Annotated in this window: 18 protein-coding genes; 10 read left to right on the top strand and 8 right to left on the bottom strand. The window is 56.0% G+C overall.

Annotated features, from left to right (window positions below; translation table 11 throughout):
• The first annotated feature begins 4 nt into the window (after positions 1–4).
• The 6 genes from MUG06_RS21105 (at position 5) to MUG06_RS21080 (ending at position 6,688) form a co-directional block, all read left to right on the top strand.
• On the top strand, positions 5–1,546 hold the full coding sequence (locus MUG06_RS21105; protein WP_243079933.1) for a glutathione ABC transporter substrate-binding protein: 1,542 nt from the start codon (positions 5–7) through the stop codon (positions 1,544–1,546).
• Positions 1,547–1,999: 453 nt separating this feature from the next.
• Positions 2,000–2,920, top strand: a complete 921-nt coding sequence (locus MUG06_RS21100; RefSeq protein WP_215845288.1) for an ABC transporter permease subunit — start codon at positions 2,000–2,002, stop codon at positions 2,918–2,920.
• Positions 2,921–2,929: 9 nt separating this feature from the next.
• Positions 2,930–3,811: an ABC transporter permease subunit gene (locus MUG06_RS21095; RefSeq protein WP_243079932.1), complete on the top strand. Its 882-nt coding sequence runs from the start codon at positions 2,930–2,932 to the stop codon at positions 3,809–3,811.
• Between the two features lie 2 nt (positions 3,812–3,813).
• The gene (locus MUG06_RS21090; protein WP_243079931.1) at positions 3,814–4,875 is read left to right on the top strand and encodes a P1 family peptidase; all 1,062 of its coding nucleotides are present in this window, start codon (positions 3,814–3,816) and stop codon (positions 4,873–4,875) included.
• On the top strand, positions 4,872–5,693 hold the full coding sequence (locus tag MUG06_RS21085; protein WP_243079930.1) for a M55 family metallopeptidase: 822 nt from the start codon (positions 4,872–4,874) through the stop codon (positions 5,691–5,693). Before MUG06_RS21090 ends, MUG06_RS21085 begins: the two co-directional genes overlap by 4 nt.
• Positions 5,694–5,851: 158 nt before the next feature.
• A complete protein-coding gene (locus tag MUG06_RS21080; RefSeq protein ID WP_243079929.1) occupies positions 5,852–6,688 on the top strand; it encodes a fumarylacetoacetate hydrolase family protein in 837 nt (278 codons plus the stop codon).
• Between the two features lie 278 nt (positions 6,689–6,966).
• Here MUG06_RS21080 and MUG06_RS21075 read toward each other — a convergent pair whose 3' ends face one another.
• Genes MUG06_RS21075 through MUG06_RS21050 form a run of 6 tightly spaced genes read right to left on the bottom strand, consistent with a single transcriptional unit; the run spans position 6,967 to position 13,570 of the window.
• Positions 6,967–8,493 carry a serine hydrolase domain-containing protein gene (locus MUG06_RS21075; RefSeq protein ID WP_243079928.1) on the bottom strand — a complete coding sequence of 509 codons (1,527 nt, stop codon included), beginning with the start codon at positions 8,491–8,493 and terminating at the stop codon, positions 6,967–6,969.
• Positions 8,490–9,230: an ABC transporter ATP-binding protein gene (locus tag MUG06_RS21070; RefSeq protein ID WP_215845292.1), complete on the bottom strand. Its 741-nt coding sequence runs from the start codon at positions 9,228–9,230 to the stop codon at positions 8,490–8,492. The genes MUG06_RS21075 and MUG06_RS21070 overlap by 4 nt, the downstream gene beginning before the upstream one ends.
• A 10-nt stretch (positions 9,231–9,240) precedes the next feature.
• A complete protein-coding gene (locus MUG06_RS21065; protein ID WP_243079927.1) occupies positions 9,241–10,068 on the bottom strand; it encodes an ABC transporter ATP-binding protein in 828 nt (275 codons plus the stop codon).
• On the bottom strand, positions 10,069–10,968 hold the full coding sequence (locus MUG06_RS21060) for an ABC transporter permease (RefSeq protein WP_243079926.1): 900 nt from the start codon (positions 10,966–10,968) through the stop codon (positions 10,069–10,071).
• Complete coding sequence (locus MUG06_RS21055; protein WP_243079925.1) at positions 10,965–11,975, bottom strand: ABC transporter permease; 1,011 nt, start codon at positions 11,973–11,975, stop codon at positions 10,965–10,967. Before MUG06_RS21055 ends, MUG06_RS21060 begins: the two co-directional genes overlap by 4 nt.
• Positions 11,975–13,570 carry an ABC transporter substrate-binding protein gene (locus MUG06_RS21050; RefSeq protein WP_243079924.1) on the bottom strand — a complete coding sequence of 532 codons (1,596 nt, stop codon included), beginning with the start codon at positions 13,568–13,570 and terminating at the stop codon, positions 11,975–11,977. Before MUG06_RS21050 ends, MUG06_RS21055 begins: the two co-directional genes overlap by 1 nt.
• Positions 13,571–13,756: 186 nt before the next feature.
• Here MUG06_RS21050 and MUG06_RS21045 point away from each other — a divergent pair, with 186 nt between their 5' ends.
• From MUG06_RS21045 to MUG06_RS21030, 4 genes are all read left to right on the top strand, one after another.
• Positions 13,757–14,821 (top strand): dipeptidase, encoded by a 1,065-nt coding sequence (locus MUG06_RS21045; protein ID WP_243079923.1) that lies wholly within the window; start codon positions 13,757–13,759, stop codon positions 14,819–14,821.
• A gap of 2 nt (positions 14,822–14,823) precedes the next feature.
• Positions 14,824–15,738, top strand: a complete 915-nt coding sequence (locus MUG06_RS21040; RefSeq protein ID WP_243079922.1) for a LysR family transcriptional regulator — start codon at positions 14,824–14,826, stop codon at positions 15,736–15,738.
• 62 nt (positions 15,739–15,800) lie between these two features.
• A complete protein-coding gene (locus MUG06_RS21035) occupies positions 15,801–16,721 on the top strand; it encodes an alpha/beta hydrolase (RefSeq protein WP_243079921.1) in 921 nt (306 codons plus the stop codon).
• The gene (locus tag MUG06_RS21030) at positions 16,714–18,105 is read left to right on the top strand and encodes a hypothetical protein (protein ID WP_243079920.1); all 1,392 of its coding nucleotides are present in this window, start codon (positions 16,714–16,716) and stop codon (positions 18,103–18,105) included. The genes MUG06_RS21035 and MUG06_RS21030 overlap by 8 nt, the downstream gene beginning before the upstream one ends.
• Before the next feature lie 20 nt (positions 18,106–18,125).
• Here the strand turns inward: MUG06_RS21030 and MUG06_RS21025 are convergent, their stop codons facing one another.
• Positions 18,126–19,478, bottom strand: a complete 1,353-nt coding sequence (locus tag MUG06_RS21025) for an MFS transporter (protein WP_215845298.1) — start codon at positions 19,476–19,478, stop codon at positions 18,126–18,128.
• Positions 19,479–19,661: 183 nt separating this feature from the next.
• Positions 19,662–20,564: a GntR family transcriptional regulator gene (locus tag MUG06_RS21020; RefSeq protein ID WP_243079919.1), complete on the bottom strand. Its 903-nt coding sequence runs from the start codon at positions 20,562–20,564 to the stop codon at positions 19,662–19,664.
• Positions 20,565–20,629 lie beyond the last annotated feature (65 nt).

Raw genomic sequence — 20,629 nt, 5'->3', positions numbered from 1 at the left:
CACCATGAAGCCGTTATTACGTCGTACGTCTCTCGCCCTTGGGCTGTCATTGTGTCTGGCGAATGTTGCCCAGGCGCAGGATCTGCGCATCTCCATGTATGCCGACATTACCGGGCTAGACCCGCACGATACCTCCGATAACATCAGCTATTCGGTGCAGAGCGGCATCTTTGAACGCTTGTTCCAGTTCGACGCCAAAATGACGCTGACACCGTGGCTCGCCACCGCTTACACCAGCAATGAAGACGCGACTCAATTTACGATTACGCTGCGCGATGGCGTGACTTTCCAGGACGGCACGCCGTTTGATGCTGAGGCGGTGAAAGCTAACCTTGATCGCCTTGCCGATCAGAGCAAAGGGCTGAAACGCAACAGCCTGTATCGCATGATTAACACCGTCACGGTGCTGGCACCGAATAAGGTGCAGATCGATTTGAATGAATCCTTTGGTGCCTTCATCAACACGTTGGCGCATCCATCAGCCGTCATGTGGAGCCCGGCGATTCTCAAGCAATACCCAGAAGAGTCGCAACTGCGTTTGCATCCTGTGGGCACCGGCCCGTTCAAATTCGTTGCATGGCAGCCGGGCAAAGCAGTCACCATGGCGAAATATACGGGTTACTGGAATAAAGGCTGGCCGAAAGTCGACAACGTGATTTTCTCGCCTAGCCCAGAAGATGCTACACGCGTAGCAGCATTGAAGTCAGGCCAGGTAGATGCGATTTACCCGCTGCCGTCCGATTTAATTGGCACCGTGCAAAGCGACAGCAAGTTGGCGATTCAGCGCGATCCGAGCATTTATCTCTATTACATGGCGATCAACACGCAGCATAAAGCACTGGCTGATGTGCGCGTGCGTCAGGCGATCAACTACGCCATTAACCGCGATCTCTGGCTGAAAGTTGGTTTTGCCGGCATGGGAACGCCAGCGACCTCGGCGATTCCAGCGGGCGTCCAGTTTTATCAGAAACAAGGCGAGCCGAATTACCGCTATGCGCCTGACGAAGCCAAGGCGCTGCTGAAAGCGGCGGGCTACCCGAACGGGCTGGACTTGAAATTGTGGAGCACCAATGCCACAGCCAGCGTGCGTGCTGCGCAGTTCCTGAAGGCCCAACTGGCAACCGTGGGCATCCGCGTAACGGTAACGCCAATGGATTCCGGCACCCGCAACGCCAAACTCTGGGGTGTGAAAGATCCTAAGCAGGCTGAATATGATCTCTATTACGGCGGCTGGTCTACCTCAACCGGTGATGCAGACTGGGCGTTGCGTCCGCTGTTCGCCACTGAATCTTGGGTACCGACCTCCTATAACGTTTCTTACTACAGCAATCCCGCGGTGGATAAAGCCATTGCAGGCGGTTTAGCGACAGCCGATCCAACCAAGCGCGCTGCCTCTTACGCAGAAGCGCAGACGCTGCTGTGGAAAGATGCACCGATTGCATTCTTAGGTACGCCGGACAATTTAGTCGGCAAGACCAAAGCGCTGAGCGGCGTCTCGATGCTGCCAGACGGCAATTTGCTGTTTACCCAAGCGGCGTTTAAGTAAGGCTTTGTTGGGGCAGGGCGTTGTTTGCCTCCCATCTCGTTGCTCTTTAGTCCGGGGTCGTTTGTCCCCCACCTCGGTCCTCTTTAGTCCGGGGTCGTTTGTCCCCCACCTCGGTCCTCCCCCACATGTGGGGGAGGAAGGGGCTGCAATATGCGAGTAATGAAGTTGCATGTGGCAGCGTCTCCTTCCCCCGCTGGCGGGGAAAGGCCGGGATGGGGGACAGCGAGCAGATGAGGTCGTTTGTCCCCCACCTCAATCCTCCCCCATACATGGGGGAGGAAGACGCTGCTTTATGTTAGTAATGAAGTTGCATATGGCAGCGTCTCCTTCCCCCGCTGGCGGGGAAAGGCCGGGATGGGGGACAGCGAGCACAATCTTGCAGACAGCGAGCACAATCTTGGGTCCGCGCCCTGTCCCTGGACAATAAGCACCGAGTCAATAAAAAGGAACCTCATGTTCGCATACATCATTCGTCGACTGCTGGAGATGATCCCGGTGCTGTTGGTGGTCTCACTGCTGGTCTTCGGCTTCATCAAGCTGCTGCCCGGCGATCCGGCACGTATCTACGCGGGACCCGATGCGCCCATCGAGGCGGTCGAAGCAGCACGTCAGCACCTTGGTCTTAACGATCCGCTACCACAGCAATATATTCATTGGCTTGGCGGCATTTTTCGTGGCGACCTGGGCGTCACCTATCGTACCCAGCAACCGGTATTAGAGGTGATCAAACAAGGATTTATGCCAACTATGTGGTTGGCGCTGGCCGGTTTTGCCTGGTCAGTCGTGCTGGGCCTCATTTTGGGGGTGATCGCCGCGCTGCGTCGCGGAAAATGGCAAGACTGGACTTTAATGAGCGTGGCGGTTGGCGGCATCTCAATGCCAACCTTTTGGCTTGGCCTGCTGCTGATACAGTTTGTTGCCATGCCGTTTGGCCTGTTCTCCGTTAGCGGCTTCAATAAGCCCGCCGATATTATCCTGCCTGCTATCACGTTGGGTTCCTCAGTAGCGGCGGTCATGGCACGCTTTACCCGCTCAGCCTTTCTCGAAGTGGCGCAGGAAGATTACGTGCGCACCGCGCGCGCCAAAGGGTTGCGCCAGCGGCTGGTCACCTGGAAACATGTGATGCGTAACGCACTGATCCCGGTGATCACCATGCTGGGTCTGCAGTTTGGTTTTCTGCTGGGTGGATCAATTGTGGTGGAAAGTGTCTTCAACTGGCCGGGTTTAGGCTGGCTGTTGATCGAGTCGATAAAATCGCAAGATCAGCCAGTGATCCAGGCGCTGGTGATGCTGTTTGTGTTTGAATTTATTGCGATCAACCTGCTGGTCGATCTGCTCTACGCGGTGGTTAATCCTGCCATCCGTTTGAAATAGGAGTCAGAGATGAGCGAAACGCTTTCTGCTGTTGTGCCTGACACTATCCGCTCGCCGTGGCGCGATTTTTTGCACGCTTTAGTGCGTAATCCGCTGGCGCTGGTTTCGGGCAGCTTTGTGCTACTGCTGGTATTGGTGGCGATTTTTGCCCCTTGGTTAGCCCCGTGGAACCCCATGGAGCCGGACTGGATGGCGCTCTCTTCGCCGCCGTCTGCCACACACTGGATGGGCACCGATGATCTGGGCCGCGACGTATTAAGTCGTATTATTTATGGTGCGCGCATTTCGCTGTACGTCGGCGTGGTGTCTGTCACGCTCGGCATGCTGGTGGGGATTTTCCTTGGCCTGCTGGCGGGTTATTACGGACGTTGGGTCGATATGCTGATCATGCGCGCTTCTGACGTATTGTTCGCCTTTCCCGGCATGCTATTGGCAATTGCGGTGGTGGCGATTCTTGGTCCCGGCTTGAATAACGTGATCATTGCCGTAGCGGTGTTCAGTGTGCCGGTCTTCGCCCGCATCGTGCGTGCCTCCACGTTGACGCTGAAACAGGCGGCCTATGTGGAAGCCGTGCGCTGCGCCGGTGCGCCAGATCGGATTATCCTGCTACGCCACATTTTGCCCGGCACGCTTTCCAGCGTAATCGTCTATTTCACCATGCGTATTGGCACCAGTATTCTCACCGCAGCGGGCCTGAGTTTCATTGGCCTTGGCCCGGAGCCAGACGTGCCTGAATGGGGCAATATTCTGGCCATGAGCCGCAGCATGATGATGGCGGGCTTGTGGCATGTCAGCGTCTTTCCGGGGCTGGCGATATTTATCACCGTGCTGGCGTTTAACCTGCTGGGCGATGCCCTGCGTGACACCCTGGATCCAAAACTGAAGAGCTAATCATGGATTTTCAACAGATGCAGCGTGACCTGCTGTTGCAGCGCTGGCGCAGCGAACGTCAACTCGGTCAACCGCGCAGCGAATGTGGTGCAACTGATCGTATCACCGATGTTCCGGGCGTACGCGTCGGGCATCACACAATAGCAGCAGGCGAAGTGCAGACCGGTGTCACGGCAATTGTGCCGCCCGGCGATAATCTTTTTACCCAGCCGCTGCCCTGTGCGGCGGCAGTATTTAACGGTTTTGCCAAGCCGGTTGGCTTAGTGCAGCTCAGTGAGTTGGGCGTGCTGCAAACCCCAATTTTGCTAAGCAACACGCTGGCGGTGGGCACGCTGTATACCACGCTGGTGCGTGAGGCGATTCTTGCTAATCCGGAATTAGGCCGCAGTTTACCCACCGTGAACCCGCTGGCGCTGGAGTGCAATGATGGCTGGCTAAATGATATTCAGGCGCTGGCGATCACGGAAGAGATGGCGCGCTCTGCGCTTAGCAATGCCGATGCAGATTTTGCGTGTGGCAGCGTGGGTGCTGGGCGTGGCATGAGCTGTTTCAGCCTGAAAGGGGGGATCGGCAGCGCCTCGCGGCTCATTCCCACGTTGAACGCCACGCTCGGTGTTTTGGTGCTGGCAAACTTCGGCGCATTAACCGCGTTAACGCTGGATGGCGTTCGCCTGGGCGAGATGATTGCGCCGCTGCTGCCGGAACTGACGCCGCAGCGCGATGCCGGTTCGATCATCATCATCATGGCAACCGATGCGCCGCTCGATGCTCGTCAGCTTAAGCGCGTCGCGAAACGCGCCGGTGCGGGTTTGGGGCGACTTGGCAGTTATTGGGGCCACGGTTCCGGTGACATCGCCGTCGCGTTTTCCACTCAAGCAACGCCGCAACCGCCCGATGACGCTGCGCTAGAGCCGCTGTTGGCCGCCGCCGCAGATGCCACCGAGCACGCGGTGCTGGATGCGTTACTCAGCGCCGAGGCAGTAACCGGTTTTCGCGATCATCATCGTCCGGCTTTGCGTGAGGTGCTGGATCGACTGGCTGCACAAGGAGAATCTGACCAATGAAAATCTTTATCTCTGCCGATATTGAAGGCATCGCTGGCGTCATGCGCCCGGAGCAGTGTTCTCCAGGACATGCAGAACATCAGTTGGCGCGTGGCCTGATGGAACAAGAGGTGAATGCCGCCATTGCTGGCGCGTTTGCTGGTGGTGCAACGGAGGTGGTAGTGGCCGACAGTCACGCACAAATGACCAATCTGCGTGCTGAAAATATCGATCCGCGCGCCCGGCTGGTGCAGGGTAAACCGCGCGGCTTATCAATGGTGGAAGGGCTGGAGCAGCAAGCTTTCGACGGCATGATGTTTATCGGCTATCACAGCGCGGCGGGTGAGTTTGGCGTGCTGGCGCATACCATTAACGGGCGCGCATTTTGGCGTATTCAGATCAACGGCCAGGTGATGGGTGAAAGCGACATCTATGCCGCAGCAGGCGCGGAGCAGGGCACGCCACTGTGGCTGGTAAGCGGCGACGATTGCCTGAAAAAGTGGATTGGCGAATATTATCCGTCAGTGGAGTATGTCCAGGTGAAGCGTGCCATTTCACAAACCAGCGCTGAATCGCTCAGCCCTGAAATGGCCCGAACCGCAATTCGTGAAGCCGCAGAACATGCCGTTAAACGGGCGGACCTGAAATCGACGACGTTGCTCACCGCGCCTTATCAGCTGCGTTTGCAGGCCAGCAAACCGGTATTAGCCGATTTGTTCAGCCTGATACCGGGTGTAGAGCGGATTGATGCGGTGACGGTGGGTTATCAGGCTGACCGCATGGCGACAATTATCAGCCTGTTAAGCGCATTCTCTTATCTGGCGACGACGCAAAATTAGGTCATCCGATGAGCAGAACTCTGTACGATTTTTAGCGTCGCTTTTGTTACCCTGCACGGCATTGATTAAGCACACGTTTTTAAAACAGCGTTCACAACACGCGATACCCAAAATCATTCGAATTGAAGAGTGATGGGTATATAACAAATGAGGCAGTAATGCAGCTTTGCAGTTTTTACCTTCCTGACCAGGAAAGAAAAAGTTTTGGTATTGTGCTGGAAAATGGCGTTATCGATCTCGGCCTGCGTTTTGGCGCAGAATGTCCCGATCTTAAAAGCTTTCTGACCCGCTCATCGCTGGCCGATCTCGATGCGTTTCGTGCCATGCCCGCTGATCATCCGTTCTCTGCACTGCGCTTTCTGCCAGTGATTGAAAACCCGGGTAAAGTCTTCTGCGTAGGCATGAACTACGCCGATAAGCGTAAAGAGTTCGCCGAAACCCTCGACGCGCCGACTTTATTTGTTCGTTTCGCCGATTCGCTGACCGGCCACGATTCACCCTTGCAGAAGCCAGCTACTACACAAGAGTTTGATTATGAAGGTGAGCTGGCGGTGATTATCGGTAAAGCTGCGCATCAGGTAAAAGCCGCAGAGGCGTTAGATGTGGTCGCCGGTTACAGCTGCTTTATGGATGCGACAGTACGCGATATGCAGTTTACCTGGTTCACCGCTGGGAAAAACTGGCCGCAAACCGGGGGATTCGGGCCGTGGATGACCACCGCCGATGAAATCCCCGATCCGCAGCAGTTGGCAATCAAAACCTTCCTGAATGATCGGGAAGTGCAGAACGACAACACCAGCAGCATGGTGCATCCGGTGGCGAAGATTATTGAATATATCTCGGCATTCAGCCCGCTATCACCTGGCGATGTGATCATCACCGGTTCACCGGGCGGTGTCGGCAAGAAACGCACGCCGCCGCTGTTTATGTTTAGCGGAGATGTCATCGAAGTACATATCGAAAAAATCGGCCGTTTAGTTAACGCAATCGCGTAGCGCCTTCATACTTCGCGCTGCAGGTGCGTTGGCTGCATGGGTTAACCCCGGTCACTTACTTGCTCTCACGTAGCGCCTTCATACTTCGCGCTGTAGGTGCGTTGGCTGCACGGGTTAACCCCGGTCACTTACTTATGTAAGCTCCCGGGGATTAACCCGTTTGCCGCCTTCCTGCAGCACGAATTATTTTGGCTCGCTTCGGTGAGCGCTGAGGCTAAAAAGAGGACGCTGCTGCGGCTCGCCTCGGTGAGCGCTGGAAAAGACGACGCTGCTGCGGCTCAGGTTGGTGAGCGCTGAAAATAGACCACGCGGCTGCGGCTGAGTTGGAGTCGAATACGCTCGCCCTGGCGCTGTATCACAAAGCGCTTCTGCCACGGACCATCCTTACCGGTGGCGAGAACCCGATCCTGCCCCAGCGATTGCAGCGTGGCGGGGATTGCGGCGGGCCCGATTCCCATCATCAACACCTTGCCTTCCACCGTCAGTTCCGCGCGCTGTTCTGGCGCAAACCAGCGGCCTTGTAGTGCCGTAATTGATGCTTCATCCGGTTCTACCGGTACAAAGCGGCGTGCCGCGTGACCAATTTCACCGACAATTGCCTGCCCTTCATGACGTAAACGCAGCGGGAAAGTGCTGGAAAGCGACACGGCATCGCCATGCGCATCGCCGCGCCACAGCGTTTCGCCTGCGCCCAGCCAGGTCGCGGTCACGCCAGCGATTTCCAGCCAATCGGCGTCAGCCGGATTTTCTGCCACATACAGCCCAGGCGTTAAGTCATGACCTTTTTCTGGCAGGGAACGATTAATCAGCGCCGCCATCACCCGCATCGCGCTTTCAGAGGTTGTAATGTCCTCACGATTGGCAACCAACGCCACGCCAATTTTTAATTCCGGGTGCAGCAGAAAATAACTTTTATAACCCGCGTGCGAACCGCCGTGACCAAACAGCGTCTGGCTGCCGATCATGCTGCTGGTTAGCCCCAAGCCGTAGCCGCTGGTGCGGCCATCTGCCAAGGTGCGTGGCGCACTGAGTCGCTGCAACACGCCCGCGCCTGGTCCGCTGTCTGCCAGCAAGGTTTGCAACCAGCGCGTCAAATGACGCAGGCTACCGGTGATACAACCTGATGCCGAAAGATGCAGGCCAGCGCTGGAAAGCAACCAGCGCTCACCATCATGCCAGTAACCTGGCACCAAACCCGGTACGATATCAAACCAGGTTTCGGCGGCGGTGAGATCAATCTCCAGTGGTTCGCAGAGATACTGCTGGAGCAGGTCGCGAAAGCGCACCCCTTTGGCTTTCAACGCCTCTTCAACCAGGCGATAACCGGTATTGGTATAAGAAATTTCGCTGCCCGGCGAATAATTTAACTCGCCTTCTTCCGCTACAAAGTGCAGCAGATCTGCGGCTGAAGTCGCGTTGTAAACCGACAAACCCAGCAGCGATAACGTTTCACGCACGTCGGGTAAACCGCTGCTCATATCGAGTGCCTGGCCCACAGTAATCTGACCGTTCGCGCCGCGCAGCTGGGGTAAATGCTGCACCAGCTTATCGTCGAGCGATAAATAGTGACGGCCCGGCCCAGTAACCAGTGCTGCGAAAATGTGTTTGGTAATTGAAGCAAAGCGCACCACGCTGTCGGGGCTGAACGGCGTTTGCTGGGCTAAATCGGCCAGGCCCGCGCTGTGCGCTGAGTGGATCTGATGGGCGTCGAACAGTACGATTGCGCCGCCCGGTGCGCCCGGCTGTTGCCAGCTTTGGGTGATCTGTTCCGCGACGTCTGCCGCGTGTTGCCAGTTAACTGTCATGCAGGTTCCTCAAGCGTCATGCTGAGATCAAAAAGCTGCGCAGTATGCGGATGCTGAATGCGCCTGGCGCGCAAATCGTCCGCGCTCAGCTGCTCCACCATCTCACCGTTTTGCATCACGCCAATGCGCTGACAGAGATGCGCCACCACTGCCAGATTGTGCGTCACCATAATGTAGGTGAGTTTGCGTTCGCTGCGTAGATCACTGAGCAAATTCAGGATTTCCGCCTGCACCGAAACATCGAGCGCTGACGTCGGCTCATCCAGCAGCAGGACTTCAGGTTCAGCAATCAGCGCACGGGCAATCGCCACGCGCTGGCGCTGACCGCCAGAAAGCTGATGCGGAAAACGAAAACGCACCGCCGCCGCTAAACCAACTTCACTCAGCGCCTGGCTGATGCGCTGTTCAGCGCGATCCAGCCGATGCACCAGCAGCGGCTCGTGCAGGATGCGGTCGATGGTTTGGCGCGGATGCAGCGAACCATAGGGATCCTGAAACACCATCTGCACCTGCTGGTAGAAATGGCGTCCGCGTTTTGCGCTCAATGCCATTTCGCCAAACCGCATCGTACCGTGCCAGTCGTGATTCAGCCCGGCCAACGCCCGCAAAAGGGTGGATTTGCCGGAACCGCTTTCGCCCACCAGCCCAAAACTTTCGCCATTGGCCACACGAAAACTCACGCCTTTCACCACTTCGTGCGCACCAAAAGCGATGCGCAGATCATCAATCTCAATCATCTTGATTCCCTTAATCGCGCCACGCGGCATCGCGCTGCAATACCGGTAAACGCGCGCGCGGATGGCGCAGCGACGGCAGGCAGGCCAGCAAACCTTGCGTATAAGGATGCTGCGCCTGATGCAGTTCGCCCGCCTTTAGCTGTTCAACAATCTTGCCGGCGTACATCACCGCCACGCGATCGCAGAAGTGCGACACCAAAGGCAGATCGTGGCTGATCAGGATCAATCCCATGCCGCGCGCAGAAACCAGATCGTCAATCAGTTTGAGGATCTCCGCCTGCACCGTGGCATCCAGTGCGCTGGTGGGTTCATCGGCAATCAGCAATTCAGGATCGGGTGCCAGCATCATGGCAATCATGATGCGCTGGCCCATGCCGCCAGAAACTTCATGCGCATACCGCTGTGCGACTGCTTCAGCGTCACGAATTTTGACCTGCTCCAGCAAACCAATGGCTGCCTGCATGGCGGCTTTTTTGCTGCCGCCTTTGTGCTCACGCCAGGCTTCTGCCACCTGCTGACCGATGGTCATCACGGGATTAAGCGAATATTTCGGATCTTGCAGGATAAAACCGACACGCTTGCCGCGAATCTGGCGCAGCACTTTCTCACTCGCCTGGCGCAGATCGATGCCGTCAAAGCGCAACACATCCGCGCTAACGTCTGCATTGCCGGGCAACAGCTGCATCAGGCTGCGTGCGGTAAGCGACTTGCCGGAACCGCTTTCGCCGACGATGGCAAACTTCTCTTTGCCGACGCTGAGGCTGACGCCGCGCACCGCCTCAACGGTTTCGCTGCGACTGCGAAAGGCGATGCGCAGGTTTTCAATTTCCACCAGCATTTAGCGCTCCTTGGGATCGAGGACGTCGCGTAAACCGTCGCCTAAAAAGTTAAACGCCAGCGATGTCAGGAAGATGGCGATACACGGCATCAGCGGTACCCACCATTCGCTGAACAGGAAGCGGCGTGCAGTCGCGATCATCGTGCCCCATTCGGGTGATGGCGGTTGCGCGCCCATGCCGAGAAAGCCCAGGCTGGCAGCCGTGATGATGATGGAGCTCATGTCTAACGTGATGCGCACAATCAGGCTGGGCACGCACAGCGGCATGATGTGACGCAGGATAATGCGCAGCGGTGTTGCACCCGTCAGGCGGTTGGCGGCGATAAAATCGCTGTGGCGATATTGCAGCGTTTCGGCACGCGCCAGACGTGCGTAAGGCGGCCATGAAGTTAAGGCAATCGCCAGCACCGCACTTTCAATGCCCGGTTTCAACGCAGCAACAAACGCCAGCGCCAGAATCAAACGCGGAAAGGCGAGAAAAATGTCGGTGATGCGCATCAACGCTTTATCAATAAAGCCGCCGCAATAACCCGCAATGCAGCCAATCAGCAGGCCGAGCGGGGCGGTAAGCAGCACCACCGCGATCACCATGCCCAACGTGGTTCTGCCGCCATAAATAATGCGCGTCCAGACATCGCGCCCGAGTTCATCGGTACCGAGCCAGTGTGTAAAAGAGGGCGCGGCCAGGCGATTCTCCAGATGCTGTGCGCTGGGAGCGAAACCACTCAGCAGAGGCGCAAACAGCGCCAGCAGCAGCATAAGCATAATGACAATCAATCCTGCCACGGCCAGCGGATTGCTGCGCAGGTTGAGCCACAAGCGGTAGCGGCGGCCCCAAACTGCCTGTCGGCGGTTGCTGGGCGTGTCGTCGAGCAGACAGGCTCGTGAGAAAAAAGTCATTTTACGCGGGGATCCCAAAGTCGATAGAGAAGGTCAGCTAGCTGATTTAGCAACACGTAAACCGCGCCGACCAGCAGCGTGGCACCGACCACTGGATTCATATCAGCGTTCATCAGCGAGGTAGTGAGATATTGGCCGAGACCAGGCCAGGCGAAGACGTTTTCCGTCACCACCGCGCCTTCCAGTAATCCGGCGTAGGTAAGCGCCAGCACCGTGACCAACTGCACCGCCACGGTGGGAAAGGCGTGTCGCCAAATCACCCGACGGGACGACAACCCTTTGGCGCGGGCAGTGATCACAAACTCGCCGCCTAATGCGTTGAGCATGAAGGTACGCGTCATGCGGGTGATATACGCCATGCTGAAATATGCCAGGATCAACACCGGCTGCGCCATGTGCGCCAGCGCATCCCAAAAGGCGTCATATTCGCCCGCCAGCAGGGAATCGATGGTTAAAAATCCCGTGACCTGCGGCACCATGTCCTGCCAAATAATGTCCTGGCGTCCCGGGCCAGGCGCGATACCCAACACCGCGTAGAACACCAGCAGGCTGAGCAGCGCCAGCACAAACACCGGCAGCGAATGGCCAGCAAGGCATATCACGCGAATGGTTTGATCTATCCACGAACGCTGGCGTACTGCGGCCCAGACCCCAAGGGGAATGCCAACCAGCGCGGCAATCACGATCGCCGCCGTTGCCAGCTCCATCGTCGCCGGAAAGAAGCGCGCAATATCGCTGGTGACAGCGTTAGAGGTGAGAATGGATTTGCCTAAATCTCCGTGTAGCAGTTGATTCAGGTAGTGACCAAACTGGATGTAGAGGGGCTGATCCAGCCCCATTTCCATCCGCACGCGCTCAACCACCGATTGCGGCGCGTTATCACCCACCGCCGCCAGCACCGGATCGGTGGGCATGACGCGGCCAATGAAAAAGGTCAACACGGATAAGCCAAACAGCGTCAGCACTAAACTGCCCAAGGTGCTGAAGGTTTTTTTCAACGCCCCCATCAGGCTTTTTTCACCTGCGCATAGGACCACTGTTCCAGCACCGTGAGATGCACATCAGAGATGTTTTTATTGCAGGCCACGGTTTGAATCTGCTGCATCATATAAATGAACGGGCTTTTTTCCCGGCCCATTTGCTGAATTTTTTGGTAGAGCGCAATGCGTTTCGCTGGGTCACTTTCATGCAGTGCCTGCTCGGTGAGCGTGTTGAATTCATCGTCGGACCAGCCGCAACGCCACGCCAGCGTGCGGTTGCGCGCATTGGTGCTGTTGTCGGTATTGACGCAGAACGCTTCGGTATTGGAGTTGGGATCAAAGTAATCTGCGCCCCATGATGTCAGCGCAAGCTGATGTTGGCGGGCGCGCATTTTGGTTAGCACCTGACGGTTTTCTGAAGAGATCAGCGACACCTTGATACCAATCGCGCCTAACTGAGTCTGAACCGCCTGAGCGATATCTGGGTAAGGCTGCATTGAATAGTGGTCGAGCGTGATGTCGAAACCGTCTGGATAACCCGCTTCTGCCAACAGCGCTTTGGCTTTACTGACGTCTTTATGGAACGGTGTGTCATCCAGCGCCGCCGGGAAGCCGCTCGGCAAGAAGCTTTGATGCACGTTATACGTCAGCGTCAGAATGTTTTTCTGGATGCTGTCGTAATCCAGCGCCCACTTGATCGCTTGCCATACCTGCGGCTTTTTCAGCAGTTCATTGGTGGTATTGCAAGACATCAGCATGATGGCGGAGAGCGGCTGTTTCACCAGCGACACGCTGGTGTCATTCACCAGCGGCTTGAGCTGTTCGGTGGTCAAATCATACGCCGCATCCACGTCGCCTTTTTTCAGCATCAGCGCCTGCGCAGCGGGATCGGCGATGTGTTTGAGGATCACACGTTTGATTTTGCTCTGGCTGGCGTAAGCCGGGTTCAGTTCCAGAATCACGCTTTCACTGGCTTTCCAGCCGCGCAGCGTAAAGGCGCCCGATCCCGCGCTGTGCTGTTTCAGCCAGGCGTTACCGAAATCGTTGCCTTGCTGATTCGCTAAACAGGCTTTCTTCGACACAATGCTGCCCACCGTCGCGGACAGGCAATACAACAGGAACGATTCCGATGCCGGGCCACCAAGCTTCATCTGCAATGTCTGCGCATCGGTCGCCGTGATCATCTGGTCAACGTTCTCTTTAGTAAAACCGAACTGGTTGATGATAAACGCCGGGCTTTTATCCAGTTTGACGATGCGTTGGAGTGAGAAAGCCGCATCTTCAGCGGTCAAAGCGGTTCCGTCAGCGAACTTTGCCGCCGGGTCGAGATGAAAAGTGAACACGCTATTATCACTGCTGACGTCCCAGCTTTTTGCCAGTTGACCTATCACTTTATCGGCCTGAACCGGGTCAGCCATCACCAGACGTTGATAGAGGTTGCCGCAGATTTGGCCGCCGGTCGCTTCGAAACTTTCATGCGGATCGAGGCTGGTTATATTATCGAGCTGCATCGCCATCACCAGCATGCTGGGCGGCGTAGCGGCAAAGGCAGAATTAAGGCTGAGATAGGAAACGAACGGAACGGCGCTGCATCCTGCGAGAAAACGTCTTCTGGTGACCATGCTATCTCCAACTAATTGATTATTAATAGAATTATTTTATACTTGTGCTTTTTTTGTCTTGACATCTTTCTGCGGCAAGCGGATTAATAACGCCTATAGCCGAAAACCCTTTGCCTCTTTTTGGTGCGTTCGCGCGGTCAGCTTGCCTGCGCTGTGCGCGCTCTCTCGTTAACGGAATGGATAAATATGTCTGACAAAATTACCGCTGCACGGCTTGCCATCCCGGTGTTTGATGGGCACAACGACGTGTTAAACAAGCTGTGGGAGCACCATCAGCCGGATCCGGTCCGCGCTTTTTTGCAGGGCACCGATTCAGGCCAAATGGATTTTCCGCGCATCCGCCAAGGCAATATGGCGGGCGGCATTTTCGCCACGTGGGTGCCAACGCATCCGTCTGTTGCAAGAAGCGAGCCAGATGCCTTGGATTTTCCTCAGGAAATTGTCTCAGCGGCACGCGATGCCACTTTTTCTATGCTGGCGTTGCTGCTACGAATTGAGGCGGCTTCAGCCGGTAAGATCAAAATCTGCCATAGCGTGCGAGAGATTCGTGAATGTATGGCGCAACAGGTTCTGGCGGTGGTGATGCACGTTGAAGGTGCGGAAGCGCTGGATACCAACGGTGATCTGCTGGATATGCTCTACGCCAGCGGTTTGCGCACGCTTGGCCCACTCTGGAGCCGCACCAACCAATTTGGTTATGGTGTGCCGTTCCGTTATCCCTCGTCGCCAGATCTTGGCGAGGGCTTAACACCCGCAGGTAAACAGCTGGTGCGCGACTGTAATCGTCGCCGTATCCTTGTTGACCTGTCGCACATGGATGAGAAAGGGTTCTGGCATACCGCTGAAATCAGCGATGCACCGTTGGTCGCCAGTCATTCCAATGCGCATGTGTTAAGTGCGCAGTCGCGTAATCTCACCGATCGCCAACTTGCGGCAATCGCTGAAACCCAAGGCTTTGTCGGCGTTAACTTTGCTGTGCCATTTTTGCGTGCCGATGGCGATCGTCATGCAGCAACCGGCGTGGATGAGATCGTGCGCCACGTTGAATATCTGCTGGAAAAAGTCGGTGAAGATGGCGTGGGTTTTGGTTCAGATCTGGATGGCGCAACCATGCCGGATGAGCTGAAAGATGTGGCGGGCTTCCCGCTGCTGGTCGAGGCGCTGGCGAAGCGCGGGTACAGCCACGCCTTGCTGAATAAAATTTGTCATGGCAACTGGTTGCGCGTGCTCGAAGCGACCTGGGGCGAATAACGATGCGGCTGCGGCATATTGAAGTCTTTCAGGCGATTGTGCAGACCGGCACCATCAGCGGTGCGGCGCGCCTGCTGAATGTGTCACAGCCCAATGTGAGTCGGGTACTTAATCACGCCGAACAGCAGCTCGGTTTTACGCTGTTTGAGCGGCGTGCGCAGGGCATGGTGGCCACTGCTGAAGGGCGTCGCCTGTTACCGGAAATTGATGAGCTTTATCATCGCTTGCAGGCGATCAATCTGCTCGCTGAGCAGCTGCGACGTGGCGAAGGGCAAACGGTGCGCGTGGGCGCGGCGCACGCCTTTGGTCAAATGGTATTGGCACCCGCGCTGGTGGCCTATCAACAACAGGCGGTGGCGGTAAACGTTGAGCTAGTGACCGAACACTTCGGCACGCTGTGTCGCAGTCTGCTTGATAATCAACTCGATTTCGCGCTGGTGTTTGGTCAACAGGTCGATGCTGATTTACTGGCCGAGCCGCTGTTTCAATCATCCATGGTAGCCTTGTTGCCAGCCGACTCGCCGCAGCAGGCTCCGGTTACGCTGGAATGGCTGTGTGCTAACAATCTGTTGATGATGCAGAATCAGGATCCGCTTGGGCGCGTTTTGCATCGCGCCCTGCGTGATAAGCAGCTGCATTCGGCACTATCGTTGTCGATCAAAACCTATTCAGTCATTGCCGATATGGTGCTGGCGGGCGGCGGTGTAGGCGTGGTTGATCTGTTTACGGCTTGCCGCTACGCCGACAAACTCAAGCTGCTGCCCATCGCACAACCGCTGCCGTTTGAAGTGATGCTGATTAGCCGTCGCGACCAGCCACAATCACAATCTACGCTGCACCTGAAACAGGTGATCCGCAGCAAGCTGTGGGAAATTGCCCGCCAGTGTGAAATACAATTTATGGCCCCATTAATCTGATAAACCGCCTGCCGCTGAATCCCGTCCTACACTGAAAGTCTACGTCTGAACAGGAGCAGCAGATGGGGCGAACTATCCAGAGTAAACGGCGGCAGCGTGCGGCGCTGGTCGCCGGTGTAGGTTTAGGGGCCGCCGCCGCGTGGTGGGGCATCAAAAAATGGCAACAGCTGAAGCAAACTCCGCCAGTCTCAACGCGTAGCCATCACGCCGGGTTGGCCGGTTATTATCAGCAAATTGGTGACTGGCGCATGTTTACGCGAGTCACACCCAATGAAACCCACGGCTTGCCGGTGGTGCTGATTCACGGTCTGGTGTTGTCGGGCAGGTCGATGGAAGATCTGGCTTTAGCATTAAGCCGCGATTACCACGTTTTAGTGCCAGATTTGCCCGGCTTTGGCGCCAGCGCGTTACCGGCGAAAGCGCCCATCTTGTCGGTGGATGAGTTAGCCGAAGCGCTTTGGCTCTGGCTACAGCACAACAATTTTCAGCGCGCGATTTGGATCGGTAACTCGTTTGGCTGCCAAATTTTGGCGGCGTTAGCGGTTAATCATCCTGAAGCCGTGGCAGGTTTGGTGCTGCAAGGCCCAACGGTTGATCGTCACGCCAGAAGCCTGCCCCGTCAAATTTGGCGCGACTGGCACAACGGGCGACTGGAATCACATCGCTCTCCCAGTCAGCTGTCGCGTGTTGACTACGCCAAAGCGGGACTGTGGCGCGCCTTTGGCACCCTGCGCGCCATGATGCGCGACCATATCGAACGAAGGCTCACCTACATTACGGCACCCACGCTGTTACTGCGCGGCTCGCGTGATACGGTCTCGCCCGCACGCTGGGTTGAAGAGCTGGGTGCACTGCTGGCCAACGGTGAAACCCTTACGCTGCGCGGCGGCACCCATACGCTACATTTTGTTTATCCGTGGAGTTTCTGTCGCGCAATTCGTCCGTTCCTGGCGCGCATTCAGCAGGAGAATCATCATGAGTAAACCGCCAAAAGGCATCGCCCGTTTCGATTCCTCTGCTGCCATGTTAGTGGCGTTAGCCAATGCGCTACACGATCGCCCGTTTGCCAGCCCCAGCCAGTCGCCAACACTGGATCGCCTGTTGCCGTCATTGAATAAACTGCCGACGCGGCTGCGAGAATGGGGATACGCCGTTGGCGGCATGGCGGAAGGGATCAGCGTGGCACAGGCTGGCGAACTGGATATTGAAGGTATTGCCGAATGGATGGTGAGCGAATATCCACAGCAATCCTATCCGGCGGCGTTTATCGGCTCATCAAATGGCGCAATGATTCATCTCGCGGCGGCAATGGGCGTGCCGTGGTTGCCACAAACCTTTCTTTGTCCGGTGCGGGCACTCAACAACGATCCCGATGATGCGCAGGCCGGTTTTGAGCAGGGCAAACACGTGGCTGCGGCTCTGCTTGCTGCCTGGCCGCAACTGGCGGTGCACCACATGCAGGATCCAAATCAGGATCGGTTGATGCTTGATCAGATGAGCTATTACCGACTGAAGCTGCGCGCGTTGCCGTTGGCGTTTAACGAATTTTTAATGGGCAGTTTGCCCGCCGGTTCAACACTGTTTATCAATCATTGCACGCGTCAATGGCCGGTGACACGCACCAGCGATCGCTCCTTTTTCCAATTTGGTGCATTGGGGGGAGCAACCGAAAAAGAGTATCTGGAGGGCGGGCCGCGCGTGGCTGAGTATCTGGCACGTTACGGTATTGATCGCGAAAAATGGGATGCGCCTCGCACCACCGACAGTGTGCCGGAAGCGGAATGGGGGCTGGACGGTTATCTGATTCCGCCGCTGAAAAATCTGGCGACATCACAAGGTCTCAAGCTGATGGAAATTCGCTACGAAGACCCGGAAGCGCTGAGTTTTGTCGTGGCTGAAATCTATCGAGACTGGTATCTGGCCGCCGGAATTTTGCCGACGCGCCTGACGGTGGACAGCTTCTTACTGATGGATCCGTGGTGCAGCATGCACCAGCACGCGATTCCCTTCTGGTTGGTGTTCTGTACCTCGCCTTCAGCGGCCGCGCTGCAAAAATTCCTGGAGAAACAGCCGCCATTCCGCAACATCGACATGATGCTGTTTTCACATGGCACCGAGAGTATTGGGTTGGCCGAGATTTCGCGCTGGCAGGAGTTATTAAATTTTGCCCGCGATGAAGGCGCTTTTGTTGGGGTAGATACGGAGCGTTTCCCACGTGATTTTGCCACGCTGGCACGCTTCGATTCTGCTTTGCGTGAGCGCGCAGCGCTGCTTCCGCCGCCGCCGCCGCTGAGTGTTGAAAAGGTGATTTCAGGGATTCAGCGTTACGGCGTACGGCATGGCGTAACGCTGAAGGCGCTGAACTGATCAGCGCCTTCGCGGGGAGATTAATCGTTGTCGGTAATGGGTTTACGTACCAGCACCAAATAAGCCAGCGCGCCAACTAAGGTGACGCAGGCACAAATCATCAGCGCCAGGCTGAAGGATTTGGTGGTGTCGAGTACCCAACCGGTAATAACCGGCGCGAACGAGGCGAAGATAAAACTGGCGAAGTTCTGGATGCTGCCCACAGATGCGGTCATACGCGCCGTCACGTTAGCGTGAATCAGGCCCCAGCATGAGGTACCCGCAAAGTGGATGCAGAACAGCGCCATGCCAATCAGCGTCACTGCGCTGGTGGTATCGGTGGCCCGCGTCACAATCGCGGTAAACGCTGCGGACAACACCATGCCGCTCACAATGCAGACTTTACGGGTTTTCACGGCGTCGTAACCGCGACGTACCAGCGCATCAACCACATAGCCGTTCAGCAACATGCCTGCCGCACCAAACAAGAACGGAATCGCTGCCAGCAGGCCGGTGCTTTTCAGATCAAGGTTGTAAGTGGATTGCAGGTAACCCGGTAGCCAGGCAATATACAACCATGCGGTGTAGTTGATGCCGCTGAAGCCAATCATCATGCCCCACATGGTGCGTTGCTTGAACAAACCACGCCAGGATTTGAAACTGATCGGTTCTTTACGCGACGCCACGCTGCCCGCTTGCAGATAATTAATCTCTTCTGCACTCAGCTTGCTGTTGTCACGATCGCGATAAATCATATACCAGCCGATGGCGAGGAAAATGCCCAGAATCCCAATGGTGACAAACATGCCGCGCCAGCCGAGCACCAGCATCATTGCTGCCAGAATGGGTGGCGCAACGGAAAGGCCAATCATCGAGGCAGCGTTGAACATGCCCATCGGCATGCCGCGATCTTTGATATTGAACCAATCGTTGATCACTTTGACGCCGCACGGGTTCATCGGCGCTTCACCGATTCCCAGGCCGATACGCACCAAAATAAACTGAGTGAAGTTGTTGACCAGTCCTGATGCCGCCTGGAACAGCGACCAGAAGAACATGCCTAACCCCAACATGATGCGGGGACCTTTGCGATCCAGCAACGCGCCACACGGCAGCTGTGCCAAACCGTAAGCCAGCGAGAACGCTGACAGCAGCAGCCCAATTTCGGTGGCGCTTAAGCCCATTTCCTCACGGATGGTCATATTGGCGACAGAAAGCGAGCTGCGATCGAGATAGTTAATGATGGCGGCGAACAGCAACAGCAGCATTGCCGTAATTTGAATTTTGCGAATGCGCGGTGAGCGCACCACATCGCTACGCATCGGGATGTAATCCTGACCTGGCGAGGGCTTGCCGGGCGAGGTATCGCGACCGGTAACCGATGTATTGTCCATTGCAACCTCCCGGAACTGGGTACTTATCGTTATGGTGAAAGTCAGTGTTCGCGTGACGGTAAAAGGGGCCGCCATGACGTTGCAGTTGAGACTAGAAGCAAAGGGTCAACGATGTTGCAAAGATGTTTCTGATTCGTGCGGGAGCTAATGCTTTGTGGTTTTTAATCGGTTTTTAATCGGTTCTTAATTGTACTGACGAATGGATCGCACCATTGAGGTCTTGGCTGTCGTTAGATGATTGTGTAATGCGCACAGCGCATCAACATCTTGTCGGCCAATCAGCGCGGTGAGAATCGCCATATGCTCTTCCAGCGCCACAATATTACGCTGCTTTAAATCACTCTCATCCCATTGATAATGCGAATGAAAAATAACTGAAATAATCTCCAGCGATTGATTAAAAAAAGGATTATTGGCAGCGGATAAAATCAGGGAATGCATCTGCTTATCCAGCGCAGCGAAATGACGATAATTACTGGCGATGGTGTCGCGCATTGATCGATGACGGTTCAGCAGATCGCGCGCCTGAATCCAGCGTTCATCGTCGGCAGGTAAATTGAGGAAGCGGCTCAGTGCATGGGTTTCCAGCATTTCTCGCAGTTCGAACAGCTTCTCAGCGTAATCCTGCGTGAATTTCTTCATTCGCCATTGGCCACGCTTAACCGGTTCCAACAAGTCGTAACGCATAAAGCGCAGCAGGAATTCGCGCACCACCACCGGACTGACTTTCACCTGCTGGGCCAACTGCAACTCGCTAAACGCATCGCCAGGCGTTAACTGACGCTGGTTAATCATATTGAAAAACGCCTGCTCAAACTGACTGGCCTGCTGTTCAATTGGCGGCGTCAGGGCGCTGAAGCCATCTTCTTGAGTAGGATCGCGCACAATAACGTAGGTTTCTTCCACTTTCTCCAGCACGCCACGCTGATGCAGATAATGCAATGTGTGACGCACCGTGGTGCGACTGATGTTAAACATTTCCGCCAACGCAGCCTGCGGCGGCAGTGGTGAGCGAATGTGGTGCTGCGCAATGCTTTCCAACATCTGGTTGATCACGTTTTGACGCAGGTTTTGACTTCGACTCATGACGCCTCCGGGTTTTTATGCATTAAAAACCATTCAAAGCCCAAAAAAATCGTCGTGCTTCACAG

Source organism: Pantoea sp. MQR6 (genome assembly GCF_022761075.1).
Taxonomy (GTDB): Bacteria; Pseudomonadota; Gammaproteobacteria; order Enterobacterales; family Enterobacteriaceae; genus Pantoea; species Pantoea phytostimulans.
Note: the sequence above shows the minus strand (reverse complement) of the source record. Positions and strands in the feature narration are given on the sequence as shown.